General features: G+C 31.2%; 28 protein-coding genes. 10 read left to right on the top strand and 18 right to left on the bottom strand.

Translation table 11 applies throughout. The annotated features are described in order from the left end of the window. Positions 1-16 precede the first annotated feature (16 nt). The 5 genes from menA to ACQ629_RS12790 all read right to left on the bottom strand — a co-directional run bounded on the left by menA (position 17) and on the right by ACQ629_RS12790 (position 5479). Positions 17-964 carry a 1,4-dihydroxy-2-naphthoate octaprenyltransferase gene (menA, locus tag ACQ629_RS12810; protein ID WP_483705571.1) on the bottom strand — a complete coding sequence of 316 codons (948 nt, stop codon included), beginning with the start codon at positions 962-964 and terminating at the stop codon, positions 17-19. Positions 965-1059: 95 nt separating this feature from the next. Further along, on the bottom strand, positions 1060-1839 hold the full coding sequence (locus ACQ629_RS12805; RefSeq protein ID WP_483705569.1) for a (Fe-S)-binding protein: 780 nt from the start codon (positions 1837-1839) through the stop codon (positions 1060-1062). 115 nt (positions 1840-1954) lie between these two features. Beyond that, on the bottom strand, positions 1955-3274 hold the full coding sequence (locus ACQ629_RS12800) for a 4Fe-4S dicluster domain-containing protein (protein WP_483705567.1): 1320 nt from the start codon (positions 3272-3274) through the stop codon (positions 1955-1957). A 44-nt stretch (positions 3275-3318) separates the two neighbouring features. Continuing rightward, positions 3319-4284, bottom strand: coding sequence for an MlaD family protein (locus ACQ629_RS12795; protein WP_483705565.1), 966 nt, complete (start codon positions 4282-4284; stop codon positions 3319-3321). Between the two features lie 64 nt (positions 4285-4348). After that, complete coding sequence (locus tag ACQ629_RS12790) at positions 4349-5479, bottom strand: N-acetylmuramoyl-L-alanine amidase family protein (RefSeq protein WP_483707227.1); 1131 nt, start codon at positions 5477-5479, stop codon at positions 4349-4351. Between the two features lie 222 nt (positions 5480-5701). Between ACQ629_RS12790 and ACQ629_RS12785 the strand changes: the two genes are divergently transcribed. Next, entirely contained in the window at positions 5702-8344 is a 2643-nt protein-coding gene (locus tag ACQ629_RS12785) for a putative LPS assembly protein LptD (RefSeq protein WP_483705561.1), read from the top strand. Between the two features lie 41 nt (positions 8345-8385). Continuing rightward, positions 8386-8766 (top strand): Rid family detoxifying hydrolase, encoded by a 381-nt coding sequence (locus tag ACQ629_RS12780; protein ID WP_483705559.1) that lies wholly within the window; start codon positions 8386-8388, stop codon positions 8764-8766. Between the two features lie 46 nt (positions 8767-8812). Here the strand turns inward: ACQ629_RS12780 and ACQ629_RS12775 are convergent, their stop codons facing one another. From ACQ629_RS12775 to pfkA, 4 genes are all read right to left on the bottom strand, one after another. After that, on the bottom strand, positions 8813-9301 hold the full coding sequence (locus ACQ629_RS12775) for a P-loop nucleotide/nucleoside kinase family protein (protein ID WP_483705557.1): 489 nt from the start codon (positions 9299-9301) through the stop codon (positions 8813-8815). 71 nt (positions 9302-9372) lie between these two features. Beyond that, positions 9373-9735, bottom strand: coding sequence for a methylglyoxal synthase (locus ACQ629_RS12770; protein ID WP_483705555.1), 363 nt, complete (start codon positions 9733-9735; stop codon positions 9373-9375). A 67-nt stretch (positions 9736-9802) separates the two neighbouring features. Continuing rightward, the gene (gene gap / locus ACQ629_RS12765) at positions 9803-10795 is read right to left on the bottom strand and encodes a type I glyceraldehyde-3-phosphate dehydrogenase (RefSeq protein WP_483705553.1); all 993 of its coding nucleotides are present in this window, start codon (positions 10793-10795) and stop codon (positions 9803-9805) included. A gap of 30 nt (positions 10796-10825) precedes the next feature. Then, positions 10826-11809: a 6-phosphofructokinase gene (pfkA, locus tag ACQ629_RS12760; RefSeq protein WP_483705551.1), complete on the bottom strand. Its 984-nt coding sequence runs from the start codon at positions 11807-11809 to the stop codon at positions 10826-10828. A gap of 133 nt (positions 11810-11942) precedes the next feature. On the opposite strand from pfkA, the gene ACQ629_RS12755 reads away from it, so the two are divergent. Further along, positions 11943-13670, top strand: coding sequence for a sodium:solute symporter family protein (locus ACQ629_RS12755; protein ID WP_483705549.1), 1728 nt, complete (start codon positions 11943-11945; stop codon positions 13668-13670). Between the two features lie 43 nt (positions 13671-13713). Here ACQ629_RS12755 and ACQ629_RS12750 read toward each other — a convergent pair whose 3' ends face one another. Beyond that, complete coding sequence (locus ACQ629_RS12750) at positions 13714-15084, bottom strand: tetratricopeptide repeat protein (protein ID WP_483705547.1); 1371 nt, start codon at positions 15082-15084, stop codon at positions 13714-13716. A gap of 207 nt (positions 15085-15291) precedes the next feature. Between ACQ629_RS12750 and ACQ629_RS12745 the strand changes: the two genes are divergently transcribed. Then, entirely contained in the window at positions 15292-15633 is a 342-nt protein-coding gene (locus ACQ629_RS12745; protein ID WP_483705545.1) for a DUF2853 family protein, read from the top strand. An 87-nt stretch (positions 15634-15720) separates the two neighbouring features. After that, positions 15721-17145, top strand: a complete 1425-nt coding sequence (locus ACQ629_RS12740; RefSeq protein ID WP_483705543.1) for an L-serine ammonia-lyase — start codon at positions 15721-15723, stop codon at positions 17143-17145. 1 nt (position 17146) lies between these two features. Here ACQ629_RS12740 and ACQ629_RS12735 read toward each other — a convergent pair whose 3' ends face one another. From ACQ629_RS12735 to ACQ629_RS12725, 3 genes are all read right to left on the bottom strand, one after another. Beyond that, on the bottom strand, positions 17147-17791 hold the full coding sequence (locus tag ACQ629_RS12735) for a SanA/YdcF family protein (RefSeq protein WP_483705541.1): 645 nt from the start codon (positions 17789-17791) through the stop codon (positions 17147-17149). A gap of 1 nt (position 17792) precedes the next feature. Further along, a complete protein-coding gene (gene yaaA / locus ACQ629_RS12730; protein ID WP_483705539.1) occupies positions 17793-18551 on the bottom strand; it encodes a peroxide stress protein YaaA in 759 nt (252 codons plus the stop codon). A 99-nt stretch (positions 18552-18650) separates the two neighbouring features. Continuing rightward, positions 18651-19430, bottom strand: a complete 780-nt coding sequence (locus ACQ629_RS12725) for an MBL fold metallo-hydrolase (RefSeq protein WP_483705537.1) — start codon at positions 19428-19430, stop codon at positions 18651-18653. Between the two features lie 78 nt (positions 19431-19508). On the opposite strand from ACQ629_RS12725, the gene ACQ629_RS12720 reads away from it, so the two are divergent. From ACQ629_RS12720 to ACQ629_RS12705, 4 genes are all read left to right on the top strand, one after another. Beyond that, positions 19509-20951, top strand: a complete 1443-nt coding sequence (locus tag ACQ629_RS12720; protein ID WP_483705535.1) for a TonB-dependent receptor — start codon at positions 19509-19511, stop codon at positions 20949-20951. Between the two features lie 62 nt (positions 20952-21013). Next, positions 21014-21559: an RNA polymerase sigma factor gene (locus ACQ629_RS12715; protein ID WP_483705533.1), complete on the top strand. Its 546-nt coding sequence runs from the start codon at positions 21014-21016 to the stop codon at positions 21557-21559. Positions 21560-21592: 33 nt separating this feature from the next. After that, on the top strand, positions 21593-22129 hold the full coding sequence (locus ACQ629_RS12710) for a hypothetical protein (RefSeq protein ID WP_483705531.1): 537 nt from the start codon (positions 21593-21595) through the stop codon (positions 22127-22129). A gap of 3 nt (positions 22130-22132) precedes the next feature. Next, a complete protein-coding gene (locus ACQ629_RS12705) occupies positions 22133-22606 on the top strand; it encodes a Spy/CpxP family protein refolding chaperone (protein WP_483705529.1) in 474 nt (157 codons plus the stop codon). A 14-nt stretch (positions 22607-22620) separates the two neighbouring features. On the opposite strand, the gene ACQ629_RS12700 is transcribed toward ACQ629_RS12705, so the two are convergent. From ACQ629_RS12700 to ACQ629_RS12685, 4 genes are all read right to left on the bottom strand, one after another. After that, positions 22621-22818, bottom strand: coding sequence for a hypothetical protein (locus ACQ629_RS12700; RefSeq protein WP_483705527.1), 198 nt, complete (start codon positions 22816-22818; stop codon positions 22621-22623). Positions 22819-22957: 139 nt separating this feature from the next. Beyond that, a complete protein-coding gene (locus ACQ629_RS12695; RefSeq protein ID WP_483705525.1) occupies positions 22958-23224 on the bottom strand; it encodes a hypothetical protein in 267 nt (88 codons plus the stop codon). 21 nt (positions 23225-23245) lie between these two features. Further along, positions 23246-23872, bottom strand: coding sequence for a CatA-like O-acetyltransferase (locus ACQ629_RS12690; RefSeq protein ID WP_483705523.1), 627 nt, complete (start codon positions 23870-23872; stop codon positions 23246-23248). Further along, positions 23873-24559: an HAD family hydrolase gene (locus ACQ629_RS12685; protein ID WP_483705521.1), complete on the bottom strand. Its 687-nt coding sequence runs from the start codon at positions 24557-24559 to the stop codon at positions 23873-23875. 553 nt (positions 24560-25112) lie between these two features. Between ACQ629_RS12685 and ACQ629_RS12680 the strand changes: the two genes are divergently transcribed. After that, a complete protein-coding gene (locus ACQ629_RS12680; RefSeq protein ID WP_483705519.1) occupies positions 25113-25463 on the top strand; it encodes a hypothetical protein in 351 nt (116 codons plus the stop codon). A gap of 43 nt (positions 25464-25506) precedes the next feature. On the opposite strand, the gene ACQ629_RS12675 is transcribed toward ACQ629_RS12680, so the two are convergent. Continuing rightward, positions 25507-26478, bottom strand: coding sequence for a type I phosphomannose isomerase catalytic subunit (locus ACQ629_RS12675; protein WP_483705517.1), 972 nt, complete (start codon positions 26476-26478; stop codon positions 25507-25509).

Raw genomic sequence — 26478 nt, 5'->3', positions numbered from 1 at the left:
AATTGTTGTTTTCTGCTTACAAGATATTGCCTAAACCGAATAATATTGCAAACAAGAATGTACTTAGTGCTACTTTTTTTAATTCGCCATCTAACAGTACTTCTTCTTTATTTTTATACACAAATATTAAGTGTTTTAGTATTGGTATATATGCTATTAAAAATAAAAACTGCCATGGCGATTGGTACTTTATTACCACATATAATACTGCTGTTATAAGCGATAAAATAATTAAAGTATAATGGTAATTTTTAGCAGATTTTGCACCTATTTTAACCACTAACGTGTTTTTATTAACCTTTGCGTCGTTTACACGATCTCGCATATTATTTAAATTTAAAACCGCTGTACTTAATAAACCTACAGTTATTGCGGGTAAAAAAACAACAAGATTTAACTGTTTTGTATATAAAAAATAAGTTCCTACAACTGCTAATAACCCGAAGAAAACAAAGACAAAAACATCTCCAAAACCGCTATAACCATAGGCTGATTTACCTACGGTGTATTTAATTGCTGCAACAATGGATGTAACTCCTAACAAGAAGAAAACCACTGAATATAAAAAGTTGTCTTCTCCGAAAGAAACATAAATAAGCAAAAGTGCGATTACCAAAGTTATTGCTCCGGTAACGATCATGGCCGTTTTCATTTGTTTTGGAGAAATTGCGCCCGATGAAACCATACGAGCTTCCCCTTCTCTATTATCGTCAGTTCCTTTTACACCATCTCCGTAATCATTCGCAAAGTTTGATAAAACCTGAAAACCTATGGTTGTTAGCATAGCTAGAATAAAAATTAAATAGTTTTTTTCATTCAAAAAACCAACATCTAAAAGTCCGTCAAATTTAATCCCTCGCATAAGAGGCACTGAAAAGTTAGCTAAAAAAGCACCCACTACAATTCCTGAAATAGATAATGGTAAGGTTCGTAAACGTGCTGCTTTTATATAGTTTTTTATCATTTTAAATTTTGATTAAAACCTCTCGACTGCGCTCGAGAAGACATGTTTTGGTGTCTGTTCGAGCGCAGTCGAGAATTATTCGCTATATTTTTATTTTATAAATTATTAGCTTCTGCAATTAGCTCGGCAATATCTTTTACAACTACTTGATCTTCTTTCATCTTAAACTTTACACCATCAGTCATCATTGTGTTACAATAAGGACAACCGGTTGCGATGATTTGCGGATTAGTTTCTAAAGCATCTTCCGTTCTTAAAATATTTATTTCCTTGTCTCCTCTTTCTGCATCTTTAAACATTTGTGCTCCACCAGCACCACAACATAAAGCAGTAGATTTACTACGCTTCATCTCTGTCATTTTAACACCTAAACTGCGAATTAAAGCACGCGGACTTTCATATACATCGTTTGCGCGACCTAAATAACAAGGATCGTGGTAGGTTACTCGTTTTCCTTTTAAATTGGCATCGTCTATAGATAAACGACCGTCGCTTATTAATTTACTAATAAATTGCGTGTGGTGATATACTTCGTATTTACCTCCCAATTCTGGATATTCATTTTTTAATGTATTAAATGAATGTGGATCACAAGTAACTATTGTTTTTACTTCATAACCGTTTAAAACTTCTATATTCATCATTGCTTGCATTTGAAACAAAAACTCGTTTCCTGCACGCTTAGCTGCATCACCAGTTGAACTTTCCTCAGTACCTAACACAGCAAAATCTACACCTGCTGTATTTAATATTTTTACAAACGATTTGGTTATTTTCTTTGCTCTATCATCATAACTTCCAGCTGCTCCTACCCAAAACAACACTTCTGGTTGTTTTCCTTGAGCCATCATATCTGCCATTGTTGGTACGTTCATAATTTTATATTTTTAAGCGTTGAACTTTTTATTTTTTTATTCTCGATATAATTTTATTCCATCGTCAAAAATCACTCGAACTGACAATAATTATACTGCCATATTGATGTATTTATTAATCTTCGTCTTTCCAGTTTAACCTATCTTGTTGGCTATACTGCCAAGGTGCTCCGTTATTTTCGATATTGGTCATCATTGCATTTAACTCTTGTGGAGCTGCAGATTCTTCCATTACTAAATAACGACGCATTTCCATAATAATAGATAAAGGGTCAATACCTATAGGACATTCTTGCACACATGCATTACAACTTGTACACGCCCATAATTCTTCTGGAGAGATATAATCGTTTAATAATTGCTTTCCGTCATCTTTAAATATACCGTTGTTTGCATCGATGTTTTTCCCTACTTCTTCTAAACGGTCTCGGGTATCCATCATAATTTTACGAGGCGATAACTCTTTACCTGTTAAACTTGCAGGACAAGAAGATGTACATCGCCCACATTCTGTACACGTATATGCATTCATTAACTGTACCCAGTTTAAATCGGTAACGTCCGACGCACCAAACTTTGCTGGTATTTCCTCTTCTGCTCCTTCTTCTGGCATTGCATACGGATCTGCATCAGGGTCCATCATCATTTTTACCTCTTTGGTAACTGCTTCTAAATTATTAAACTGCCCTTTTGGTTTTAAGTTTGCAAAAAATGTATTTGGAAAAGCCAATAAAATATGTAAATGTTTTGAATAATATAGATAATTTAAGAAAATTAAAATACCGATAATATGTATCCACCAAGCAGATTTTTCTATGGTGTGTAATGCTTCTGATGAAACCCCAGAAAACCAAGGCGCAATAAATTGAGAGACTACATTTCCTGCTCCTGCTTCTTGAAAAGCAGTATCTGTAGCATTCATTATTAAGAATAACGACATTAAAACCATTTCGAAATATAAAATAATGTTTCCATCATTTTTTGGCCAGCCTGTCATTTCCTTGCTCCAAAAACGTTTTACTTTTTCGATATTTCTTCTAAACCAGAATATAACAACTGCTACAAAAACTAGGGCTGCTAAAATTTCGAAGTTAGCGATTAAGAATCCGTAAACGGCATCTCCTAAAATTGGTTGAAAAACACGATGTGTTCCAAACAAACCATCAATAACGATTTCTAGCATTTCGATATTAATCAAAATAAAACCTACATAAACTACTACGTGTAAAATTCCCGAAACTGGGCGACGTACCATTTTATATTGTCCTAAGGCTATTTTAGCCATATTTTTCCAACGTTCAGGTTTTCTGTCTGTTCTGTTGATATCTTTTCCTAATTTTATATTTCGGACAAGTTTTCGAACATTCATTACAAAAAATCCTATTCCCGCAATTAAAATAGCTGCAAAAAAGATGTTAGGCATGTATTTCTCCATCGTTCTTTAAGTATTAAGTTTTGTTAGTTTTTAATAGTTATAAGTTACTTCGTGCTTACATTTTTGGTATTATTTTCTTCTTTATATGGCTTTGCTTTTTTACCAAATAATGAAAAATGAACAAATCGCTTTGGATTTAATTTCATCTCACGTAACAACTCTTCCATTTCTTTAGATGCGTTGGTTAAGTTTGTGTACATTTTATCGTCGGTCATTAACTTACCTAAAGTTCCTTTGCCAGCTTTCATATTAGCCAATAAACCATTTACGTTTGTTAATGTTGATTCTAACTTTTTTACAGTTCCTCCTAAATTAGACTTTACTAATTCGTCTGATATCTTTGAAAAATCATCTGTAATTTTTTTAGTGTTTTTTAAAGTTGAATCTAAATTTTCTTTATTGTTAGATAACAAAGTGTTTACGGACGCTAATGTTTTTCGAACATCAGAAATCGTACCTTCTAAACCTATAATACTTCTATTTAAACTTTTTCTTGATTTTTCATCTAAAATCACATTCAACCCTGTTAACAAAGTATCGGCTCCTACCAATACATTTTGTAGTTTAGATTGAATAGGATTTAATTTTTCTCCTACTGAAGAAAAAATATCAGATTCTACTTCTCCTATAAGATAATCTCCTGAAACAGCAGTTTCTCCGTTGTATTTTGGAATGATAGCTAAATTTTGCCCCCCCATTAAACTCGCTGAATAAATTTTCGCTATACTATTTTTTGAAAAACTAAAATCCGTATCTAATGATATTTTCACTAATAAGACACCTTGTTTTTCTGGAGTTGAATTAAATGAAATGTCATCTACACTACCAACCTTTAAACCGTTAATAGTTACGAGACTTGCTTTATTTAATCCATTAATATTTTTATACTCAACATAAAAATATCTACTGCTTCCACTGAATAAATCTTGACCCTTTAAAAAGTTGTATCCCCAAATAAATACTACTATAATTATTACAGCAACAATACCTGTTTTAAATTCTTTTGACATATATAAAAGTTATAGCACGAAAATAGTAATAATTTTGAGAGTATAAATGTAGAACACCTCTAAATTAAAGGTTTTTCAGTGCTTCTTTTATAGAAATTTTTTGACCATCTTTAAAAGCTACAATCCAAGCATCTTTATATCCGATACTCTTAACTTCTGTCAAACTTTTTTTTGTTTCTGAAAAAACTGAAGAATTACCATAATAGTACTTATAATAATCATCTATAAAAATCGCCTCTACGTTTTCTAACCCTTTAAAATCAAAGTCTCCTTTACTTAGTTTTCTTTTTGAAGCCGCTATTTGCACTTTAAATTCTATCACCGGAACTCCCTGCTGAATTACTGCTTTTTTTTCTGGTGTTACCTCTTTTGCTTCAGCTATTACTTTTACTTTTGGTTCCTTAACTTTTACAGCTAGTGCTTCGTTTTCTTTTTCTTCTGCTATTTTAATTGGTTGTTCTTCTTGAATTCTATTTAATTTTAATCTATTGACATACCTTTTTATAGCGTCGGCAATTGCTTTTGCCATTTTTATCTGCCCCGATCTTGTGTTTAAGAATTTACCTTCATTTTTATTTGTTAAAAAACCTAACTCAATTAAAACACTAGGCATTACGGTTTCTCTTAATACTAAAAAATTTGCTTGTTTAACTTTTCTATCAACTCTTTTTAAGGAAACAAAATTACTTTGAATAAAGCTAGCTATACCTAAACTATTATCTAAATTTTCTTCTTGAAGTACTGATAAACCTATAACAGATTCAGGTGAATTCGGATCATAATCATAATTCTGTTTGTAATTATCCTCTAATAAAATTACAGCATTTTCTCGCTTTGATATTTCTAAATTTTCTTTATTACCATTTAATCCTAAAACAAATGTTCCTGCGCCGTTTGGTTCAGATTTATGAAAAGCATCACAGTGAATAGAAACAAATAAATCAGCCTTTTTAGTATTTGCAATTTTTGCTCTATTATGCAATTCTACAAAAACATCTTTCTTTCTAGTATATAAAACCTCAACATCTCTAGCTGTTAATAACTCTTTACCAACATCTAAAGCTATTCTTAAAGCAACCTTGGCCTCTTTATAACCATTTCCTATGTTACCAGGATCTTTTCCTCCGTGACCTGCATCTAAAACAATTGTATATTTTTTCTGTGCAGAAAGCGCTGTTGTAAATCCCAATAACATGGATATTGTGACTAAAAATAAAAAATAATTTTTCAAGTGATTATATTTACGTAATTTTAAGAATTGCATCAATAAAATTTAACTATTTTTGGATTTTATATTTAGGCATTCAAATAGTACGCCAAAGTTTTTAAATATAACACAAAAATAGTATTTATAACATTGCGAACAAATCTAACTTACATACTTTTAATTTCCTACCTTTTTTGTTTTCAATTAAGTGTGGCTCAAGATTTTGATAAAAAAGGAATTCCTTATCAAAAGTCTAAAAAAAAACCAATTTTAAATATCTCAAAAGATACTATAATTGATTTTAAAAAAGGTGACTTATTAAACCTAAAAAAAGATTCGATAGTAAATGATTCGATTAAACCAAAAGAGGTTATTGATGGGATTATTACACACAATGCTGAGGATTACACCATACAAAATGCAAAAAACAAGACCATAACCTTATATAATGAGGCGCAAGTAACCTATACAGATATTGATTTAAAGGCCGGAATAATTGTATTAGATTACAAGAACAATACTGTTTATGCTAAAGGAATAAAAGACAGCTTAGGGTATCATCAACGACCTGTTTTTAAACAAGGTGATCAAGAATCTGAGCAAGATTCCATTTTATTCAACTTTAAAACAAAAAAGGCACTGGTTTACGGTGTAAAAACGGTGCAAGGTGAAATTATAACCTATGCTCAAAAAACAAAACGTGTAAATGATTCTACTATTTACATGCGTAGACTACGATTTACAACCTCTAAAAAGAAAAATCCAGATTATTATATTCAAACAAGTAAAGCAAAACTAGTTCCTGGTAAAAAAATAATTGTAGGTGGTAGTAATTTAGTTTTAGCTGATGTTCCTACGCCTGTATATTTACCTTTCGCTTATTTTCCTATGACTAATGAAAGAACCTCTGGTTTTATTATTCCTTCATATGGTGATAGTAACAGTCAAGGTTTCTTTTTACAAAACGGAGGATATTATTTTGCTTTAAGTGATTATTTTGACTTAACAGTTTTAGGAGACCTTTATACAAACGGGAGTTGGGGTTTAAGAGCGGATTCGAACTACTATGTTCGCTATAAATTTAGTGGTAATTTTAGTATTCGTTATGAAAATATAATTCAAGGAATTAGAGGTTTAAGTAATTACAGTAAATCCTCTAACTTTAACCTTCGTTGGAGCCACAGTCAAGATACTAAATCGAGTCCAAATTCTCGTTTTTCGGCATCTGTTAATTTAGGGAGTAGTACTTATTACAGACAATCTTTAAATGAATTCAACAACTCTCAGTTTTTAACAAACACATTAAGTTCATCTATTTCATATTACAAAAAATTTGTTGGTACTCCTTTTAATATAAATGTAACCGCAACACATTCTCAAAATACCAATACTGAACAAATAACGATGACCCTTCCGTCTTTACAGTTAAATATGGATCGTATTTACCCGTTTGCAGGTAAGAATGGAGTTAAAACCAATCCTATTCAGAAAATGGGTTTAAACTACAGCATGCAAGGTCAATATCAAATAAATACTACTGATGATGAGTTTTTTACTGACAAAATGTTTCAAACTGCAAAAAAAGGGATTCAACACAGTTTTAGCACCAACACAAACTTAAAAGCTCTTAAATACTTCACATTATCACCAAGTGTTAATTATAAAGATATTTGGTATTTTGATAAAATCAATAAAAAATATGACCCTACACTTACAAACTCAAGTGGTAATTTAGGCGCTGTCGTAAACGATACAATAAGTGGTTTCAACCGTTTTAATGAATATAATTTAGGAGTTTCTTTATCAACAAATATCTACGGAACATTCAACTTTAAAAAAGGAAGATTAAAAGCAATAAGACATACTATTAGACCTTCTATTTCTTATGGATACAGGCCTGATTTTGCTGAGAATCACGACTTACAGGTACAGCAAAGTTCAGACCCTACTGATTTACTTACTTACTCTCCTTTTGAAGGAGGAATATATGGTAGACCAGGAAGTGGTGTGTCAAACTCTATTGGTATTTCTGTTAACAATGTTTTAGAGGCTAAAGTTGCTCCAAAAGATCCCGATAGTGATGAGGAAGATAAAAAAATCACAATTCTTAATAACTTAAATTTTAGTACTAGCTACAATATTGCTGCTGATAGTTTACGATGGAGTGCTGTTAGTGCAAATGCTGGAACGCGTCTTTTTAAAGACAAATTAGCTTTAAATGCCAATGCACGATTCGACCCTTATCAAGTGAATAGTGAAGGTCAAAGAATAAATAAATTTAATGCTAATATTTTAAGACTTACTAACTTTGGTGTTACCGCTAATTACTCTTTATCTAGTAAAGATTTTGAAAAGAAAAAAGAAGGAGATAAAGATGAGTCTAAAAACACGGGGAATGGCGCACAAGACACACCTGATTTGTTTGGCGAAAATATGTCTCCAACAAATGGTTTTCCTAACAACCCAAATAGTAAACAAAACAAAAGTAAGACAAAAGAGACAAAATTATATGCTGCTAAAATACCATGGACATTAAACTTAGCCTATGCTATAAATTATTCCAATAACGGACTTACAAGTAGCGTTGGTAGTAATTCTTTAATGTTTAGTGGAGATGTAGAACTGACCCCAAAATGGAACGTTGGTTTTTCTTCTGGTTATGACATTAAGGAAAATGCTTTTACCTACACTAGACTTTCTTTTTCTAGAGATTTAGATAGTTGGCGCTTAAATTTTAATTGGACTCCTTTCGGAATAAACTCTTCTTACAATTTCTTTATCGGAGTAAAATCATCTGTTTTAAGTGATTTAAAATGGGATAAAAACAAACCGCCAGATAGGGCTTTGTTCTAACAGCTAAGAATACTAAATCAATTTTAAATTTATTTATTAAGATGAAAAAAATTATAACTACAAGTAAAGCTCCTGCTCCTATTGGGCCATATAACCAAGCTGTTTTAAGTGGAAACACATTATATACTTCTGGTCAGATTGCTTTAAATCCTGAAACAGGTGAATTAGTTATGGATTCTATTGAATCTGAAACAAAACAAGTAATGGAAAATATGAAAGAGGTTTTAGCTGCTGCTGAAATGACTTTTGAAAACGTAGTGAAATCATCTATTTTTATTTCTGACATGCATAACTTTTCTAAAATAAACAACGTGTATGCTACCTACTTTAATGAAGCAACTGCGCCAGCTAGAGAAACTGTTGAAGTTGCCAATTTACCTAAATTTGTAAATGTAGAGATTAGCATGATTGCTATTAAATAGAAGTTTAAATAGCTACTTTATTTTAATTTTAAACTCCCACTAACCTTTAGACTGTAATAGTTACGCCGCCTTTAAGTTCCGGTTTATTCGGTTTTTCAAACCAATTCTCCATAAAATCGAAATCTTCTTTACTTACTTCAAACTCGAATGTAGCTCCTTTTTCATTATTTCTTTTTAAAACTCTTTTAAATCGCGTTTCTTTTGAAATGTCTAAAAAGTGGATTTTAATTTCATACCCATTAATTTCTGCAAATTGTCTAAATTTTTCTCTATGCTCAAATTTCGACAATCCTAAATCAAGAATACTATCTGTATCTGAACTTTCTAACTGCTCAACTAATTCTAATATTACCTTTTCTGCCCTAACTATTCTCTCTAAAAACCAATCTAAACCATCTGTTGATTTTTTATCCACAAAAAAAAGCGTTTTATTCCATTTATCAATTGAAAATACAACTCCTTTTGTTTCTTTTTTTAATTCAGCCGAATACGTTGTTTTTCCCGAACCTGTATTTCCTACTATTAGATGTATCATTTGTTATGCTTTAAATTTTTTACATCTTTTTTCAAAGGAAAAACATGCATTTAAATAACTACTATTTTATTTCATAATGCCTTCATCAATAATTCTGCAGTTGCAGGGTTTGTTGCTAACGGAACATCATGTACATCACACAAACGCAATAACATGGTAATATCTGGCTCATGCGGATGTTTTTCATTAGGATCTCTAAAAAACAACACCATATTACATTTACCTTCAGCAACTCTTGCTGCTATTTGGGCATCACCACCAAAAGGGCCTGATAAAAACTTAGTTACTTTAAAACCTGCTTTTTCAGCTTTAGAACCTGTGGTTCCTGTTGATACTAATGATATATTTTTTTGAAGTAAAATGGCTTTATGTTCATTTAAAAACTGAACCATTTCTGCTTTCATTCCGTCGTGTGCTATAATTGCTATTTCCATTGTTCTAAAATTAACTAAAAATTCCCGCTATAAGCGGGAATTGATATTGTTTTTGTCTTATTATTTATTATAAAGATGCTGAATACTCAAGTAAATCAACAATCTTGGTTGCATAACCAAACTCATTATCATACCAAGAAATAACTTTAAAAAAGTTTTCATTTAACTCTAAACTTGCGTTGGCATCAACAACAGATGTTCTTGTTTCTGATACAAAATCTTGAGAAACAACTTCGTCTTCCGTATAACCAACAATGCCTTTAAATTCATTCTCTGAAGCAGCTTTAAAGGTTGCCATAATTTCTTTTAATGACGTTGCTTTTTTAGTTTTAAAAGTTAAATCTACTAATGAAACGTCTGCTACAGGAACTCTTACTGCCATTCCGGTTAACTTACCTTCCATCTCTGGAATTACTTTTGTTACTGCTTTTGCTGCTCCTGTAGAAGTAGGTATTATATTATTTATTACAGAACGACCCCTTCTCCAATTTTTATTTGGCCCATCAACAGTATTCTGAGTAGATGTTGCCGCGTGAACAGTCGTCATTAATCCTTCTGCCATTCCAAAAGCATCATTAATAACTTTTACTAATGGCGCTAAACAGTTTGTTGTACAAGATGCATTAGAAACGATAAGTTCGTCGGCTTTCATTTCGGCATGATTTACCCCCATAACATACATTTTAGCATCTTTTGATGGTGCGGAAATAATTACTTTCTTAGCACCTCCTTTTATATGCAATGCTGCTTTATCCTGATCTGTAAAAAAACCTGTTGATTCAATAATATACTCAGCTCCGACTTCGTTCCATTTTAAATTCTCTGGATTTCTTTCTGCTGATACTCTAATAATTTGCTCGTTTACAACTAGGTTACCGTCTTTTACAGTTACTTCTCCATCAAAACGACCATGAACCGAATCATACTTTAACAAATAGGCTAAATACTCTACATCTAACAAATCATTAATGGCAACTACCTGCACATTGTTTCTTTTCATGGCAGAACGGAAAGCTAATCTACCTATTCTTCCAAATCCGTTAATTCCTATTTTTATCATCACTTAACTATTTAATATTCTTATTTAAAATTATGTTGTCATAATATCAGAGACTCTTAGCAGCTCCATATCTATGTCATTATGACCTTTTATTGCTTTTTCTAAATTGGTAGCAACCACCATATTGTTTTGTAAACCAACCATTAAATTAGTTTGTCCATCAAGTAATAACTCAACTGCTTTCACACCTAACCTACTTGCTAAAACTCTATCGAAACATGTAGGTGAACCGCCTCTTTGCATGTGTCCTAAAACGGAAACCCTCACTTCATATTCGGGCAAGTTTTTTTCCACATAATCAGCCAATTCAAAAACATTTCTACCTGTTTTATCTCCTTCAGAAACGACAACAATACTCGACGACTTTCCTGTCCTTCTACTTTTCTTTAAAGACTCAAGCATTCTTTCTAGCCCTAAATCTTCTTCTGGAATTAAAATTTCTTCTGCTCCTGCTCCAACACCCGCATTTAAAGCGATAAAACCTGCATCTCTCCCCATCACTTCCACAAAGAAAAGTCGGTTATGTGACGATGCTGTGTCTCTAATTTTATCAATTGCTTCAACTGCTGTATTTAATGCAGTATCGTAGCCTATGGTATGCGTTGTCCCATAGATATCATTGTCTATAGTTCCTGGAATACCTATAATTGGAAAATTAAATTCTTTATTAAAAACAACACCTCCTGTAAAAGAACCATCACCTCCTATAACCACGAGCGCATCAACGTTATTTTCTTTTAAACTCTCATAGGCTTTTTTTCGACCTTCTTTTGTGGTAAACTCCTTAGACCGTGCTGTTTTAAGTATGGTACCTCCTTTATTAATAATATTGTTTACACTTCTAGCTGTAAACGGAACCAAATCTCCTTCTATTAAACCTTGGTAACCTCTATAGATCCCCATACACTCTGTACGATAATACGCACAAGTTCTTACAACCGATCTAATTGCGGCGTTCATTCCCGGAGAATCTCCTCCGGAAGTCATAACTGCTATTTTTTTTATTTTTCCCATAAGACGAACATCAAATTTAATCATTTTAAGTCACTTTTTATCTAAAAACACAAAATCATTTACTCATTACAACTGAAGTTTAACGTATCATAATATTTAACTACATTTAGCTTTTTTTAAAAATAATAACTAAATGACATTAACCTTTCTTGATTATTCTATTATCGTCGGATTTTTTATTCTCTCTTTACTTATAGGTCTCTGGGCTTCAAAATCCGCAGGAAAAAGCAGTGCTGAATTCTTTTTATCGGGTAGAAATATGCCTTGGTGGCTATTAGGCGTTTCGATGGTTGCCACTACATTTGCTGCCGATACTCCTGGATTGGTAACCGAATTGGTTCGTAAAAACGGAGTTTCAGGAAACTGGGTTTGGTGGGCAATGCTACTTACCGGTATGCTTACTGTTTTCTTTTACGCAAAACTTTGGCGAAAATCAGGAATTAGTACCGATTTAGAATTTTACGAATTACGATATTCTGGTAAAATGGCTGGGTTTTTAAGAGGATTTAGAGCCATTTATTTAGGTGTTATTTTTAATATTATTACCATGGCTGGAGTTTGTTTGGCCGGAGCAAAAATCGCTAATATCTTACTAGGCATCTCACAAGGTGAAATGCTATTGTATTCGTCTATTATTGTCGTTATTTATTCTTCTTTAGGTGGATTAAAAGGGGTTTTACTTACTGATTTTGTTCAATTTATAATCGCTATGATTGGTTCGGTTTGGGCAACCATATACATCATAAACTTACCAGAAATAAATGGCTTATCTAATTTATTAAGTCACCCTAATGTGAGTGATAAACTAGCCATGCTTCCTGATTTTTCGAACACAGAATCTTTAATCACTTTATTTATAATTCCCTTTGCAGTACAATGGTGGAGCACTTGGTATCCTGGTGCAGAACCTGGTGGTGGTGGTTATATTGCGCAACGAATGCTTGCTGCTAAAGATGAAAAAAATGCAACTTGGGCAACTTTGTTTTTCAATTTTGCACATTATGCGTTACGCCCTTGGCCATGGATTATTGTTGGTTTAGCATCTTTGGTAATTTTTCCGAGTTTAGAGAGTATGAATCAAGCATTTCCAAGCTTATCTACTGAAATGCAAGGACACGATGTTGGTTATGCTGCTATGATGACCTATTTACCTGCAGGATTGTTAGGAATCGTATTAACATCCTTAATTGCTGCTTTTATGAGTACCATTTCAACCCAATTAAACTGGGGAAGCTCGTACTTAGTAAACGATTTTTATAGCCGTTTTATCAACAAAAGTGCTTCTGAAAAACAAAAGGTAGTTGTTGGGAGAATATCAACAGTTTTACTAATGTTATTTGCAGCGCTATTTTCTTTTTACCTACAATCTGCTAAAGACGTTTTTGATTTATTATTACAAATCGGAGCCGGAACAGGATTGTTATTTATTTTACGTTGGTTTTGGAGTAGAATAAATCCGTATAGTGAAATTGCTGCGATGGCCATCTCTTTTGTTATTGCAGTATTCTTTTTTATCAATGGGAAAATGGAAAATCCTTTTATCGAAATTGCTGGGTATTGGCAATTAATAATCGGTGTTGTTATTACAACTATTGGGTGGGTTTTAGTAACCCTTTTAACACAACCAAGTGATGCGGATACTATTAACAAATTTGAAACCTTAATTTTCGATGGAGAAGACAAATTTAAGAACGTAGGTATAAAAATAGTTGGTTTTATTACAGGTACAATTGGTGTATATAGCTTCTTATTTGCCACTGGTAATTGGATTTATGGTAAAACATTATTAGCTACTAGCTTATCTATACTAACCTTAATGTGTGTTTATATTTTAACCAGAATTTGGAGACGTATTTCTTAGAAAGTAAAAACCCTTAAAATAAATTTATTTTAAGGGTTTTTTATTATTTAAGAGCCTTCTTATAACTCAATAATATTTGTTGAATGTGTTTATTATCATAAACCGAAGGATACAATTCTTTTATGATGGTATGGTATTTATAATCAATTGCTAATGCATTTTTTAAGTGCGTTAAACTGTAATCTTCTTTATCTAGGATCATAAATAAACCACATAATCGATATTCTACCTCAGCAGATTCTTTGTATATCTTTTTAGCTTTGATTATAATTTTTAAAGCGTCTTCAAAATCACCTAAAAATAATAATATATCTGCTAATGCTGTGTAAACTTCTAATCCCTGCTCCCCTAACTCAATACTCGTATAAAAAGATTTTACAGCTTCTTCGTAAAAATTAAGCTTTAAATTGATATCTCCTGACCTTTTCCAATACAGTTCATTTATCTCATCAATTTCTATTGCCTTGTTTACATAATGTAACGCTTTTTGAAAATTACCGTCATTGTAATAAGCATTTGCCAATAACATCCATGCTTTATCCAGCAAAGGATCTTCATGCACTGCTTTTTTATAAAAGTGAATGGCAGTATGCATGTTTTCTAATTTCTCATAACACTTTCCTATTCTGATGTAAGCAAAAGCGGTAGGATCATCTAACTCCAACGTAATTAAATAATTATTTATAGCCTCCTCATAGTTATTTAACTCTTCTAATGTTTTTGCTTTTTCTAAATACCCACCAATAAAACTTTCATCAATTAGCACGGAGTAATCAAAAGAAGTCAGCGCTTCTTTATGCATCCCTAATTCTGAATATTGTTTTCCTAATTGATGCCAAGCAACCTCACAATAAGGGTTTTTATCTACATATTTTTTTAAAAACTGTATTGCTTCTACATGTTTATCTTGCATATCAAAACAATATACAATATTGTATAGCGATGAATAATCTTCATAATCATCTTCCACACACTTCTCGAAATTTAACCGCGCATTTTCAAAATCGTCTAAATACAAATACTCCATCCCTAGCATTGACCAAATATCAGCCGGATCTTCAATAAATTCTAAGGATTCTTTTAAAACAGCTATAGCCTCAACATGCTGTTTCTTTTTTGATAAAATCAATGCTTTTTGTATGAAAACCTCATCATTATGAGGTTCAACAGCTTCTATAGCTCTTAACATTTTAACCGCTTCTTCTAATTTATTTTCGAAAATTAGAATCTCTACTTTCATTAATTTTAATTGAATAGAAGTAGGATGTTGCTCTAAACTAAGTTGTACTGCTTTTTTAGCCAAAGAATGTTTGGCTATATTTAAATAATGTTCGATGATCGTTTCAAACTCAACGGCGTCAAAAAAATATACATCGTTGGTTTTCAACATAGATTCAAATTTCAATATCGACATAAGCTACATATTTGAATGTATATAAATTTACTACAAGAACAGTGCCTATTTACGTTTTACAGTTTTTGTTTTCAACAATTTAATTAACAATATTGCCCTCTTTTTAGTTATTCTATTTTCTTATTTGAAAGAACCAATTATTTTTCTATATTTGGGAGTATTAAAGTTTTACAACAAAACTTACACCTAATTATAAACAAAAAAATCATGAGTAAATTTGACGAAAAAGTAGTATTGTATAAGAAATTTATGGATGATAGAAATCTTCCTTCTAATCTTGATTTATTAAAAGCAGTTACTAAAGGTTTAGGACCTTCTATTTATAAAAAAGATGCTGAAACGGTATCGGGTAGTGACGCTAAAGAATTAGGTACTGTTAAGAAAAACTTCTTAATGAAAAAATTAGGTTTAGCTGATAGCCCTGCATTAGACAAAGCTATTGACGAAGTTATGGAAAAAATTGGAAGATCTGAAAGAAATAAATATCGTGCTGTAGTTTACTATATGCTAGCTAAAAAATTTGGCAAAGAATCTGTTTACGGAATGTAAAAAATACATTTTTTATAAAAAAAAGTCCTGTATTGATTTTAATACAGGACTTTTTCTATTTTAGCTATCAACAAACAAACTATATTTATGTCGCAGTTTATTAGTGTTTTTGACATGCTGAAAATTGGCGTTGGTCCCTCAAGCTCACATACTTTAGGGCCTTGGAGAGCCGCCCAAGAGTGGATTGAAAAATTAAAAAAAGCACATCTTTTTAATACTGTTGATGGTATTAAAATAGATTTATACGGTTCTTTATCTCTAACAGGAAAAGGTCACGCAACTGATTTAGCTATTTTATTAGGCTTAAGCGGTACAGATCCGGAGTATATACCTGTTGAAAATATCGATACAATAATTCATAAAATAAAAGAAACTACTAGCTTACATTTTAATGCTGAAAAGCAGATAGTTTTTTCTATAGAAAACATTGTTTTTAATAAAGATTTTTTACCATTTCACTCCAACGGGTTAACTTTTAAAGCTTTTTCTAAAGGTAAAGAAATTTCTAGTGAAACTTATTATTCAATCGGTGGGGGGTTTGTTATTCAAGAAGAAATAGATGCACCTTCTGAGACCGAAATAAACAAGAAAAATTTTCCGTTCCCAATAAATAGAGCAACAGAATTAGAAGCGTATTGTGATAAGGAACAAAAAAACATCTCTGATATCGTTTATCAAAATGAATTAGTTTTAAAAACTTCAGATGAAATAGATACTGAACTAAAACGTATCTGGGAAACCATGTTAGAATGCATGTACATTGGTTGCCATACAGAAGGAATTTTACCTGGTGGATTAAATGTAAAACGGAGAGCATTTGGTACACATACAAAATTAATTAAAGATGCTGAGTACACGAACGAGCAAGAATGGATTACCGCCATTAGAAGCACCGAAGTAAAGTTTCGTGAAATTTTAAAATGGGTAAGCTGTTTAGCTTTATCCGTTAATGAAGTAAATGCCGCTTTAGGTAGAGTTGTTACAGCACCAACAAACGGAAGTGCAGGAGTTATTCCCGCTGTTTTAATGTATTATTTAGTTATCGAAAATCACGAAGCTGATTTTGACCATATTAAAAAATTCTTATTAGTTGCTGGAGAAATTGGAAGCATCTTTAAGAAGAACGCAACAATATCGGCTGCAATGGGTGGTTGCCAGGCAGAAATTGGTGTTTCATCGGCAATGGCTGCTGCTGCACTAACAGAGCTTCTAGGAGGAACACCTGGGCAATGTTTGGTTGCTGCCGAAATAGCAATGGAACATCATTTAGGTTTAACTTGCGACCCTATTGGTGGCTTGGTTCAAATACCCTGTATAGAGCGTAATGCTATGGGAGCGATTAAGGCGATTAATGCTGCTGAGCTAGCACTAGAAACAAACCCAAAAGAGTCTTTAGTTCCTTTAGATAAAGTGATTGATACGATGTGGGAAACTGCAAAAGACATGCACCGTAATTATAAAGAAACTTCAGAAGGTGGTTTGGCTATTACTGTTGGGTTAGCTGCTTGTTAAGCTATTTTACTTCAATAGGTTTTCCTAAAAATTTAGGTTGCACATTTAGTACGATATCTACAAATACCTTAACCCTTGCTAAGTACTCTCTTAACTGAACTTTTAGTCCGTATTTACTAGAAACACCTTTGGCATTAAAACCTATTGCTTTAATGCCAAAGTAATTAGCTAAATAAATAGCTCTTTCATTATGGAATTGCTGCGATACAATGGTTACAGAAGTTTGCCCGAATATTTCTTTTACACGTACCACAGAATCTAAAGTTCTAAATCCTGCATAATCTAAAAATATTTTATCTTCAGGAATACCTGCTTTTATTAAATCCTTTTTAAATCTAGAGGGCTCATTGTATTCCTTAGTACCGTTATCTCCACTAACGATTATATATTCTATTTTACGAGACTTGTATAATTCTGCTGCCGCATCTATTCTGTACTTATAGTACAAATTTACTTGTCCGCTTACTAAATATTTACTCGTCCCTAAAACCAAACCTACTTTGTTTTCGGGTATTTCATTTACGCTTGTATATATTTTATCTGCTGCTTTTTTTTCAACTAAAAAATTACATAAGTAAATAACAAGCAATACTAAAAAAGTTAGCACACCACATAGTTTTATCAGCTTAATTTTTACTCTTCTCATTTTATCTGGTGAAAAATAATTCGGTTTTAGTAGACATTTCTTCAGAAAACCTATAATTATCAACATTAAAACCTTTTAACGCTTCTATTGTTTTTACATCATTTTCAATAATATAACGCACCATTAAACCACGTGCTTTTTTAGCATAGGTCATAATCGTTTTATACTCTCCGTTTTTAAGATCTTTAAAAACAGGCGTTATCATTGGTACTTTTAAAACTTTTTTTGGCAAAGCTTTAAAATACTCTGTACTTGCTAAATTAATTAATAACTCATTATCTTCTAATTCGGCATTTAAAGAATCAGCTAAATCAGTATTCCAAAATTGATATAAATTTTCTGTTTTTCCTACTTTTAACTTGGTGCCCATTTCTAAACGATAAGGCTGAATTAAATCTAATGGCCTTAACAATCCGTATAAACCAGATAAAATTCGAAGTCTGTCTTGTAAAATCGGTAATCTATCTTCAGAAAGTGTTGTTACATCTATCCCTCTAAAAACTTCACCAGTAAAAGAAAAAATAGCTTGTTTTGAATTTTCTATTTCAAACGGTGTTTGCCAATCTTGATTTCTATCATAATTTAAACTTGCCAAATCATCAGAAATCTTCATTAAATCACTCAACTTTTTTCGCGAAAGTGTTTTTAATTTGTTATTTAGTTTTTTTGATTGCTCTAAAAATCGCGGCTGTGTATATAAATTGGTATTTGCTTTGGTTTCAAAATCTAAGGACTTTGCTGGAGATATAATAATTTTCATTCAACTAGTATTTTATGTAAAAGTAAGGAGCACTTTTAAAATTGCTACTTAATTATAGTAATTTAAATCAATCACAGTATCAAAATATATAATACGCTTTTATATCGTTAATCCGTCATACGCTAAAAATACATTTTCTGGCAGCTCTTTCTCAACCTCTTCATGCAAACCAAGTAACTCGCTAATATGCGTTAAATATGCTTTCTTCGGATTTAATTCTGCTATAAAAGCCAAGGCTTCATCTAAATTAAAATGTGTTGCATGAGGCTCTTTACGCAGTCCTGTTACAATTAGTACATCTAAATGGGATAGCTTCTGTTTTTCTGCTGTTGATATTGTTTTAATATCTGTAAGATAAGCAATGTCATTAAAGCGATATCCTAAAATTGGCAATCGACCATGTAATACTTCAACCGGAGTTACTTTTACATCCTCTAAAATAAAACTAGCGTGATGGGAGATAATATTTGGAGCTACTTTTGGTGCACTCGGATACCTGTTTTCAGTGGCAAAAATATAATCGTATCTTTTTTTAAGAACATTTAAAACCCTTTGTGAAGTATAAATAGGCACTGCACCCATTTGAAAACAGTACGGTCTTATTTCATCTAAGCCTGCAATATGATCGGCATGTTCGTGTGTAAATAAAATTCCGTTTATCGACTCCACATTCTCACGTATCATTTGCTGACGAAAATCAGGTCCACAATCAATAACATACTTAATCGCATCCCAAGAAATTACAATTGAAGAACGTAATCGTTTGTCTCTAGTATCTTTAGATAACGCTACAGGATGTTTACTTGTAATCATTGGAACACCTGTAGAGGTTCCTGTTCCTAAAAAAGTTACTTTTAATTGCTTCTTTTTATCTATCATTACTACAAAAATACGACAAAAATTATCTGATAAGTCCTATTTTCAGTACATTTGTTATACGTAACAAAAAATAATAAAATGGCAATTACGCTTAAAGGAGATCAAAAAATAAGCACCGTACCAACAACTGACAGTAAAGCTTTAAAAATCAATTTAAATGCCCATATTTATGGGACATTTGCTGAGATTGGAGCTGGTCAAGAAACCGTTCGTAATTTTTTTAGAGCTGGTGGTGCTTCTGGTACTATTGCAAAAGCAATGAGTGCTTATGATAAAGATTTTTCTGATGCCATTTATGGAGTAGAAAATGACAATCGCTATGTTACCGAAAAACGATTAAAAAAGATGTTAAGACATGAAATGGACTTAATTGAAGAGCGTCTTGATCGTCAAAAACATCCTGAGAAATTATTTTTTAGCTACGCGAATACTGTTGCAACCATTAACTTTTCTAAAAAATTTAAAGGTCATGGTTGGATTGGTATTCGTTTTCAACTAGATCCTCTTGAAGATTATAACGAAATCATCTTACACCTTCGATTTAAAGAAACTGATGCTCGACAACAACAAGAAACTTTAGGGATTTTAGGTGTTAATTTAGTTTACGGAGCCTATTATTTAAATGACAGTCCTAAAGAATTATTAAAATCTTTTTATGACAACATTGATAGCGATCGTTTAGAAATTGACATGATTAATTTCTCTGGACCACGCTTTATGTATGTAGATAACCGTTTAATGAGCTTACAGCTAGTTAAAAACGGAATGACAAACGCAGTTATGTTTGGCCCAGACGGAAACAATTTACTACCTGCTCAAGTACTTTATAAGAAGAATATTTTAGCACTTCGTGGAAGTTATCGCCCTGTTACGAAAGTAAATATGGATATGTTCGAGCGCTCGAAAGAATTGTTTTTAGCAGAAAAGAAAGTTAATCCAGAAAAAACACAAGTTATTTTTGAAATTACTTTAAGTAACCTACGTGCTGAAGGAGAAATTAACGAACGTGATTTCTTAGACAGAGCCGAATTACTTTGTGCACTTGGTCAGAACGTAATGATTACTAATTACCAAGAATATTTTAGATTAGTTGATTACTTTAGTGAATTTACAAAAGAAAGAATGGGATTAGCCATGGGCGTTAATAATCTTATCCAAATTTTTGATGAAAAATATTATCGTGATTTAAGTGGTGGTATTTTAGAAGCCTTTGGAAAACTTTTCTATCGGGATTTAAAAGTATATATGTACCCTTATAAAGATGAAGAAACTGATGAATTTATTACCAGTGATAATTTAAAGGTGCACCCTAGAATGAAAGAACTTTACAAGTTCTTTAAAAACAATGGTAGACTTATTGATATAAAAGATATTGACGAAGAAAGCTTACATATTTTCTCTCGTAAAGTATTAAAAATGATTAAAAATAATGAAGCAGGCTGGGAAGAAATGCTTCCTGAAGGTGTTTCAGAAACCATTAAAGAAAAACGCTTATTTGGCTGTTCTAAAAAACGAGCATAAATAAATTAATTTCCTTTTAAACCTTTTAGTATCTTTAAAGTCTAACAACTAAACAATTTTAGTTGACAGACGAACTCATACTCATAACACAGCTACAAAATAACAAAACAAAAGAAGTAGCGTTTAAACAACTATTATCGCTATACAAAGAGCGATTGTATTGGCATATACGAAAGATTGTTGTTTCTCATGATGATACTGATGATGTTTTGCAAAATACTTTTATCAAAGTTTTTAAAAATATTGATACTTTTAAAAATGATAGCAAACTTTACTCTTGGATGTATCGAATTGCGACTAACGAATCAATTACTTTTATCAATAAAAGAGCTAAAGACAACAAAATTGATATTACTGAGTACCAGCAACAATTAGTTTCTAGTTTGGATAGTGATAATTGGTTTACGGGAAATGAAATTCAACTTATTTTACAAAAAGCTATTGCTACTTTGCCGCAAAAACAACAATTAGTATTTAACATGAAGTATTTTGATGAAATGAAGTACAACCAAATTTCTGAAATATTAGAAACATCTGTTGGCGCTTTAAAAGCATCCTATCATATTGCTGTTAAAAAAATAGAACACTTTATTAAAAACCATAATTAAACCTTTTATAAAAAATATAGTCTTAGAAGAGAGATGGATAAAGAATTAAAAAATACAATAGATTTTATAAATAATAAGGTAGCTAAGGAAACAGGATTTTCTTTACCTAAAAATTATTTTAAAGAAATGGAAAGAAATTTCTTTTCTTCTGAAACTACTGTACAGATATCTAAAGAAAACACTTTTAAAACTCCTGCTAATTATTTTGATACTGTTGAAGAAAACATTTTAACAAAGCTTCTAATAAAAACACCTAAAGAAATGAAAATCATTTCTTTATATAAAAAAGCACTTGAATTTATTCCTATCGCCGCTGCAGCCTCTGTTTTGTTGTTTATTGGTTTAAATTACTCTAATACTGGTAGTAAAGACAATTTTAATAATATAACACAAGCTGATATAACATCTTGGTATGAAAATGGATATGGAAATACTGACAACAATGAATTAGCAATTATTTTAGACCCTTCTGATTTTGAAGAAAACATTTTACCTTCTATGGATGATGAAAATTTAGAAGACTACTTAAACACAATTGACAATACTACTATTTTAAATGAAATTCAATAAAAAATGAAAAAATACACATTCACGCTAGTATTCATATTTTTTTTAAGCATCTTATCTAGCCATGCTCAGTCAAAAAAAGGAAGTGTAGAAAAAATTCGTACCTATAAAATTGCATACTTAACAGAAAAATTAAGCTTAACAGAAGAAGAAGCTCAAAAATTTTGGCCTATTTATAACAAATACGATAACAAGAAGATAAAACTTCATATAGAGAAGCGCTATAATATTAAAAATAGAATTCTTAAAAATGGAGGGATTGATGGTTTATCAGAAAATGATTCTAAAGAAATTTTAGAGAAAATTCAAGCAATAAACAAGCAGGAATATGAAATAAAAACATCTTTTTACCATAAGGTTTCAAAAGTATTATCTTTTAAAAAAATACTTACACTACAAATATCTGAGCATGAATTTAACCGTAAACTCATGCAAAAATATAGAGGCAAAAAAAATAAGAATAAAAAAGAAGCTAATTAGCTTCTTTTTTATTCTTATTTTTTTACTAAAGCTAAACAAACATATAAATCTGGTTTGTTTGCTGTAAATTGTTTTAACCATATTGTTAACTCATCTACTTCATATGGTAATAACCTACTTAATGCTTTTTCTAATTCTCTACAAAACAAATCAGTGTTAAAACTTACTTTCTTTAATACAGTCTTAGTGTATTCGTACATTGCTCTTGCCATGTTGCTAAAGGGGGAATTAATTGTTAATTATTACTGAACGTAATTTACGAAAAAAATTCTCTTTATACATGTTAAATTTTTGCAAAAAAAATCCGACCCATTATAATGAATCGGATTTAAACCACTAACTTATAGTTTATTATAAGTTATTTACTTTTTCGATTAAAGCATTTGCTTTCTCTTCTAATTCAGTACTTATTGCTTTGAAATGTGCTTTTTTATCTTCAACTTTCTTAGCATTTATCTTTGCTATTAAACCATCATAAGTTTCAAAAACCTCATCAACAAGCGCTTCTGATTTTTCTTGATCTGCCTCTGGGTTTAATTGTGCAGATAATCTACATATATCAATAATATCTCCTAAAGTATAATCGATATCTTTTTTTAAGTTTTTAATACTTGCCATAATTATTATTTTTTTGCAAAATTAGTCGATTTTATCTAATTCAGCCTGAAATTTATCAAAAAATTGTCCAACATGATATCCATCAACTAAAGCATGATTTACATTCACTGCTACAGGCATCATTTTTTTATTATTATCTAACTTTATTTTACCAAAAGCAACTTGCGGAACACTATCATTTTTGTTACCCGAACTTGGTTCTTTATGACCTGTAAAAGAAACCCATGGTAAAGCCGAACAATGTATACAGCCTAGAGAATACCTTGGAGGAAACAAATCGACTGAGTTGATAATACGCTCTTTTTCTTTTTGGAAATTTATATTAAACACCTCAAAATCAACTGAGAAATCTATGTATGAAAATCCGAAAGTATGATTGGGTCTTGCTATGGTTGCTGATGCATTTATATGCTCATAAATAGCTATTTTATCTTCTTCTATTCTATATTTAAAATTTTCAACGGCATTTATAGCCTTCATACATGCGTGCAAATAACGTATAAAAAAAGATTGTTTTTTTTGTTTTGCTGATTCATAACATTTAGAAACATCAACATCTGCTACAATTCCAAAAGTTGGGTCAGCTAAAGTTCTAAAATGACTAAAATGTTGCTTTCTATTCCAGTTTTCAATATCTAAATATTTCATCTATAAAAAAGTTAATACTTCTGTAATTTTAGAAACTGTTTTGTAACAATCAGATTTTTGTTCATCTCTTACCTCTTCATGCGCCCAAGTCGTATGAAAAGGAATATGTACCGCTGAAGCGCCTAGTGCTACTAATGGTAAAACATCAGATTTTAATGAATTACCAATCATTAATAACTCAGAAGGGTTAATATCTAAATGTTTTATCAACCTTAAATAATCTGTTTCTTTTTTATCACTCATCACCTCTGTGTGATGAAAATATTTTAAAATTCCTGATTTTTCAAGCTTACGTTCCTGATCTAATAAATCACCTTTAGTAGCTACTATTAATTTATACTTTCCTTGTATTTTTTGCAACACCTCTTCTACTCCTTCTAATAAGTCAATTGGCTGTTCGAGCATTTCTTTACCAATCTCTAGAATTCTATCTATCGTTTTTTGATTGATTTTATAATTTGATAATTCCAACGCACATTCTAACATCGACAGTACAAAACCTTTTATACCGTAACCATAGATTTTAAGATTGTCGATTTCTTTTTTATACAACTCTTGATGAATCTTGTTTTCTGTTTCATAACCAGATAACAACTTTGCAAACTCATTTTCTGCATCTCTAAAGTAGGTTTCGTTTACCCACAAAGTATCATCAGCATCAAAAGCAATTACCTTAATATTATTCATTTGCTATATTTATATCTTTAAAAATTTTATATTAACTACTTTAAATAGCCAAGTGCATCATGCCACTTAAAATCATTATAACATCTTTATTTACACAAATCAAAGATACATATTTAAACAACTTTTATCTTTTACTTACACCAGCTTATTAATTATTTAACATTAATATTTTCTCTTTGGCGTTGTGTTGCAAAAACTTTTGCTACATTTGATTCTTATGAAAGTACTTTTAAACACATATATATTTATTTCAAACACAATCGGCATGATTATGTGTAAAATGTGTATGCGCAAACAATATGTGTCTATTAAGAAAAGTACTTTAAAGAACAGCTTTAAACAACGGTTTTAAAAACCGATATTTAATACAAACTACAAAAGGTGCTTTTTTATAAAAAGCACCTTTTTTTATTTACTAATATTTAAACTTTAATCATCATGAAAACAGCAAAAAACAGCAAACGAATTAGCATGTATTTAACCAGCATAATGTGTTCAGTAAAAAACATTTTTTTTAGAAAACCGAATTTCCCACCAATAAATCCGCTACATCATGAATACTTATAACCTACACAAAGACAACTCTTTTCAATTTACTGTTAACAAAAAACAAGTTAACAAAAACAAAACACTGAAAAATTCAATTTTATACCATAAAATCGAATCTAACGTAACTTCATCTCTTAACCTTCATCAGCACTCCTCTAGTATAAGTTTTAAAAGCATAGAGTTTGACATTCTAGAAAACGCTTATTTAAACGATAAACTTATTATTCATAATTATATTAAAAAACTGAGTGTCACCGAAATTATTTTACACATTACAGTATCTAAAAAAGCAGCAAAAGATGGCAGTATTATCTGTAAAGCTGTATTTGGTTACAACTTTTTGAATGGCTCCTAAATTTGAGATTAGTTACAGACTCAATGTAAATTTTGAGTCTGTTTTATTTTATATAAACCTCTAAGAGCTTTGTGTTTTTAGCTAAAATATTTACTTTTTTAATACAAGCAGGCACTAAAATAGTCTCTCCTATTTGTAACCTTTCTTGCTGTTCTTCATATACGAAAATAGCAGTTCCTTCCACACACATATAAATTACAAAGCTGTCTTTATCTTCGTGATTTATGGTATATTTTTTTGTTAAATGCAAAAAATTTGTTGTAAAATACTTGCAATCTACAATATTTGAAGGTTTATTTTTTTTCTTAAGATACTCTGCTTTATAATTTGATTTGGCTGAATAATCTATAGCATCTAATGCTAAATCTAAGTGTAAATCTCGCTGTTCACCCTTTGCATCTTTTCTGTTCCAGTCAGAAATACGATACGTAACGTCAGATGTTTCTTGAATTTCAGCTAACAAAACACCTTTACCTATTGCATGTATTCTTCCTGCAGGCACTAAAAAAGTATCCCCTTTTTTTACAAAATCTACATTTAGCAATGCTGTTTCATTACCTGATGCTATCGTTTTTACAAAAGAATTTTTATCAGACTCTTCAGAGAAACCCACTATAATTTTTGCTTTTTTATCTGCATTCACAACATACCACATCTCAGTTTTACCCAAAGAGTTATGCCTTTTTTGCGCTAAAATATCATTTGGGTGCACTTGTAAACTTAATTTTTTCTTAGCATCTATAAATTTAATAAGTAATGGGAATTTATCTTGAAATATTCGATACACTTTATCTCCTAAAACATCTTGTTTAAACTCTCTTATCAACTCATTTAAACTTCGTCCTTTTAGGCTCCCATTACTAACAATAGAAACATCGTTTTCTACATCAGAAATCTCCCAACTCTCTCCAATATCTTTTCTATCTGTTCTTTTATTGAGTACAGTATGTAGTTTTTCTCCTCCCCAAATTTTAGATTTTAAAATAGGTTCAAATCGTAATAATTGACTTATCAT

The organism is Tenacibaculum sp. SM2510 (genome assembly GCF_057002845.1).
The sequence above is the reverse complement of the archived record's forward strand: the minus strand, read 5'-3'. Positions and strand labels throughout refer to the sequence as shown.

Bases quoted from the DNA above. Each gene is read 5' to 3' on its own strand.
- menA (WP_483705571.1), bottom strand. From the start codon at position 964: ATGATAAAAAACTATATAAAAGCAGCACGTTTACGAACCTTACCATTA.
- ACQ629_RS12805 (WP_483705569.1), bottom strand. From the start codon at position 1,839: ATGAACGTACCAACAATGGCAGATATGATGGCTCAAGGAAAACAACCA.
- ACQ629_RS12800 (WP_483705567.1), bottom strand. From the start codon at position 3,274: ATGGAGAAATACATGCCTAACATCTTTTTTGCAGCTATTTTAATTGCG.
- ACQ629_RS12795 (WP_483705565.1), bottom strand. From the start codon at position 4,284: ATGTCAAAAGAATTTAAAACAGGTATTGTTGCTGTAATAATTATAGTA.
- ACQ629_RS12790 (WP_483707227.1), bottom strand. From the start codon at position 5,479: ATGTTATTGGGATTTACAACAGCGCTTTCTGCACAGAAAAAATATACA.
- ACQ629_RS12780 (WP_483705559.1), top strand. From the start codon at position 8,386: ATGAAAAAAATTATAACTACAAGTAAAGCTCCTGCTCCTATTGGGCCA.
- ACQ629_RS12775 (WP_483705557.1), bottom strand. From the start codon at position 9,301: ATGATACATCTAATAGTAGGAAATACAGGTTCGGGAAAAACAACGTAT.
- ACQ629_RS12770 (WP_483705555.1), bottom strand. From the start codon at position 9,735: ATGGAAATAGCAATTATAGCACACGACGGAATGAAAGCAGAAATGGTT.
- gap (WP_483705553.1), bottom strand. From the start codon at position 10,795: ATGATAAAAATAGGAATTAACGGATTTGGAAGAATAGGTAGATTAGCT.
- pfkA (WP_483705551.1), bottom strand. From the start codon at position 11,809: ATGGGAAAAATAAAAAAAATAGCAGTTATGACTTCCGGAGGAGATTCT.
- ACQ629_RS12755 (WP_483705549.1), top strand. From the start codon at position 11,943: ATGACATTAACCTTTCTTGATTATTCTATTATCGTCGGATTTTTTATT.
- ACQ629_RS12750 (WP_483705547.1), bottom strand. From the start codon at position 15,084: ATGTCGATATTGAAATTTGAATCTATGTTGAAAACCAACGATGTATAT.
- ACQ629_RS12745 (WP_483705545.1), top strand. From the start codon at position 15,292: ATGAGTAAATTTGACGAAAAAGTAGTATTGTATAAGAAATTTATGGAT.
- ACQ629_RS12740 (WP_483705543.1), top strand. From the start codon at position 15,721: ATGTCGCAGTTTATTAGTGTTTTTGACATGCTGAAAATTGGCGTTGGT.
- ACQ629_RS12735 (WP_483705541.1), bottom strand. From the start codon at position 17,791: ATGAGAAGAGTAAAAATTAAGCTGATAAAACTATGTGGTGTGCTAACT.
- yaaA (WP_483705539.1), bottom strand. From the start codon at position 18,551: ATGAAAATTATTATATCTCCAGCAAAGTCCTTAGATTTTGAAACCAAA.
- ACQ629_RS12725 (WP_483705537.1), bottom strand. From the start codon at position 19,430: ATGATAGATAAAAAGAAGCAATTAAAAGTAACTTTTTTAGGAACAGGA.
- ACQ629_RS12720 (WP_483705535.1), top strand. From the start codon at position 19,509: ATGGCAATTACGCTTAAAGGAGATCAAAAAATAAGCACCGTACCAACA.
- ACQ629_RS12710 (WP_483705531.1), top strand. From the start codon at position 21,593: ATGGATAAAGAATTAAAAAATACAATAGATTTTATAAATAATAAGGTA.
- ACQ629_RS12705 (WP_483705529.1), top strand. From the start codon at position 22,133: ATGAAAAAATACACATTCACGCTAGTATTCATATTTTTTTTAAGCATC.
- ACQ629_RS12700 (WP_483705527.1), bottom strand. From the start codon at position 22,818: ATGGCAAGAGCAATGTACGAATACACTAAGACTGTATTAAAGAAAGTA.
- ACQ629_RS12695 (WP_483705525.1), bottom strand. From the start codon at position 23,224: ATGGCAAGTATTAAAAACTTAAAAAAAGATATCGATTATACTTTAGGA.
- ACQ629_RS12690 (WP_483705523.1), bottom strand. From the start codon at position 23,872: ATGAAATATTTAGATATTGAAAACTGGAATAGAAAGCAACATTTTAGT.
- ACQ629_RS12685 (WP_483705521.1), bottom strand. From the start codon at position 24,559: ATGAATAATATTAAGGTAATTGCTTTTGATGCTGATGATACTTTGTGG.
- ACQ629_RS12680 (WP_483705519.1), top strand. From the start codon at position 25,113: ATGAATACTTATAACCTACACAAAGACAACTCTTTTCAATTTACTGTT.
- ACQ629_RS12675 (WP_483705517.1), bottom strand. From the start codon at position 26,478: ATGATAAGTCAATTATTACGATTTGAACCTATTTTAAAATCTAAAATT.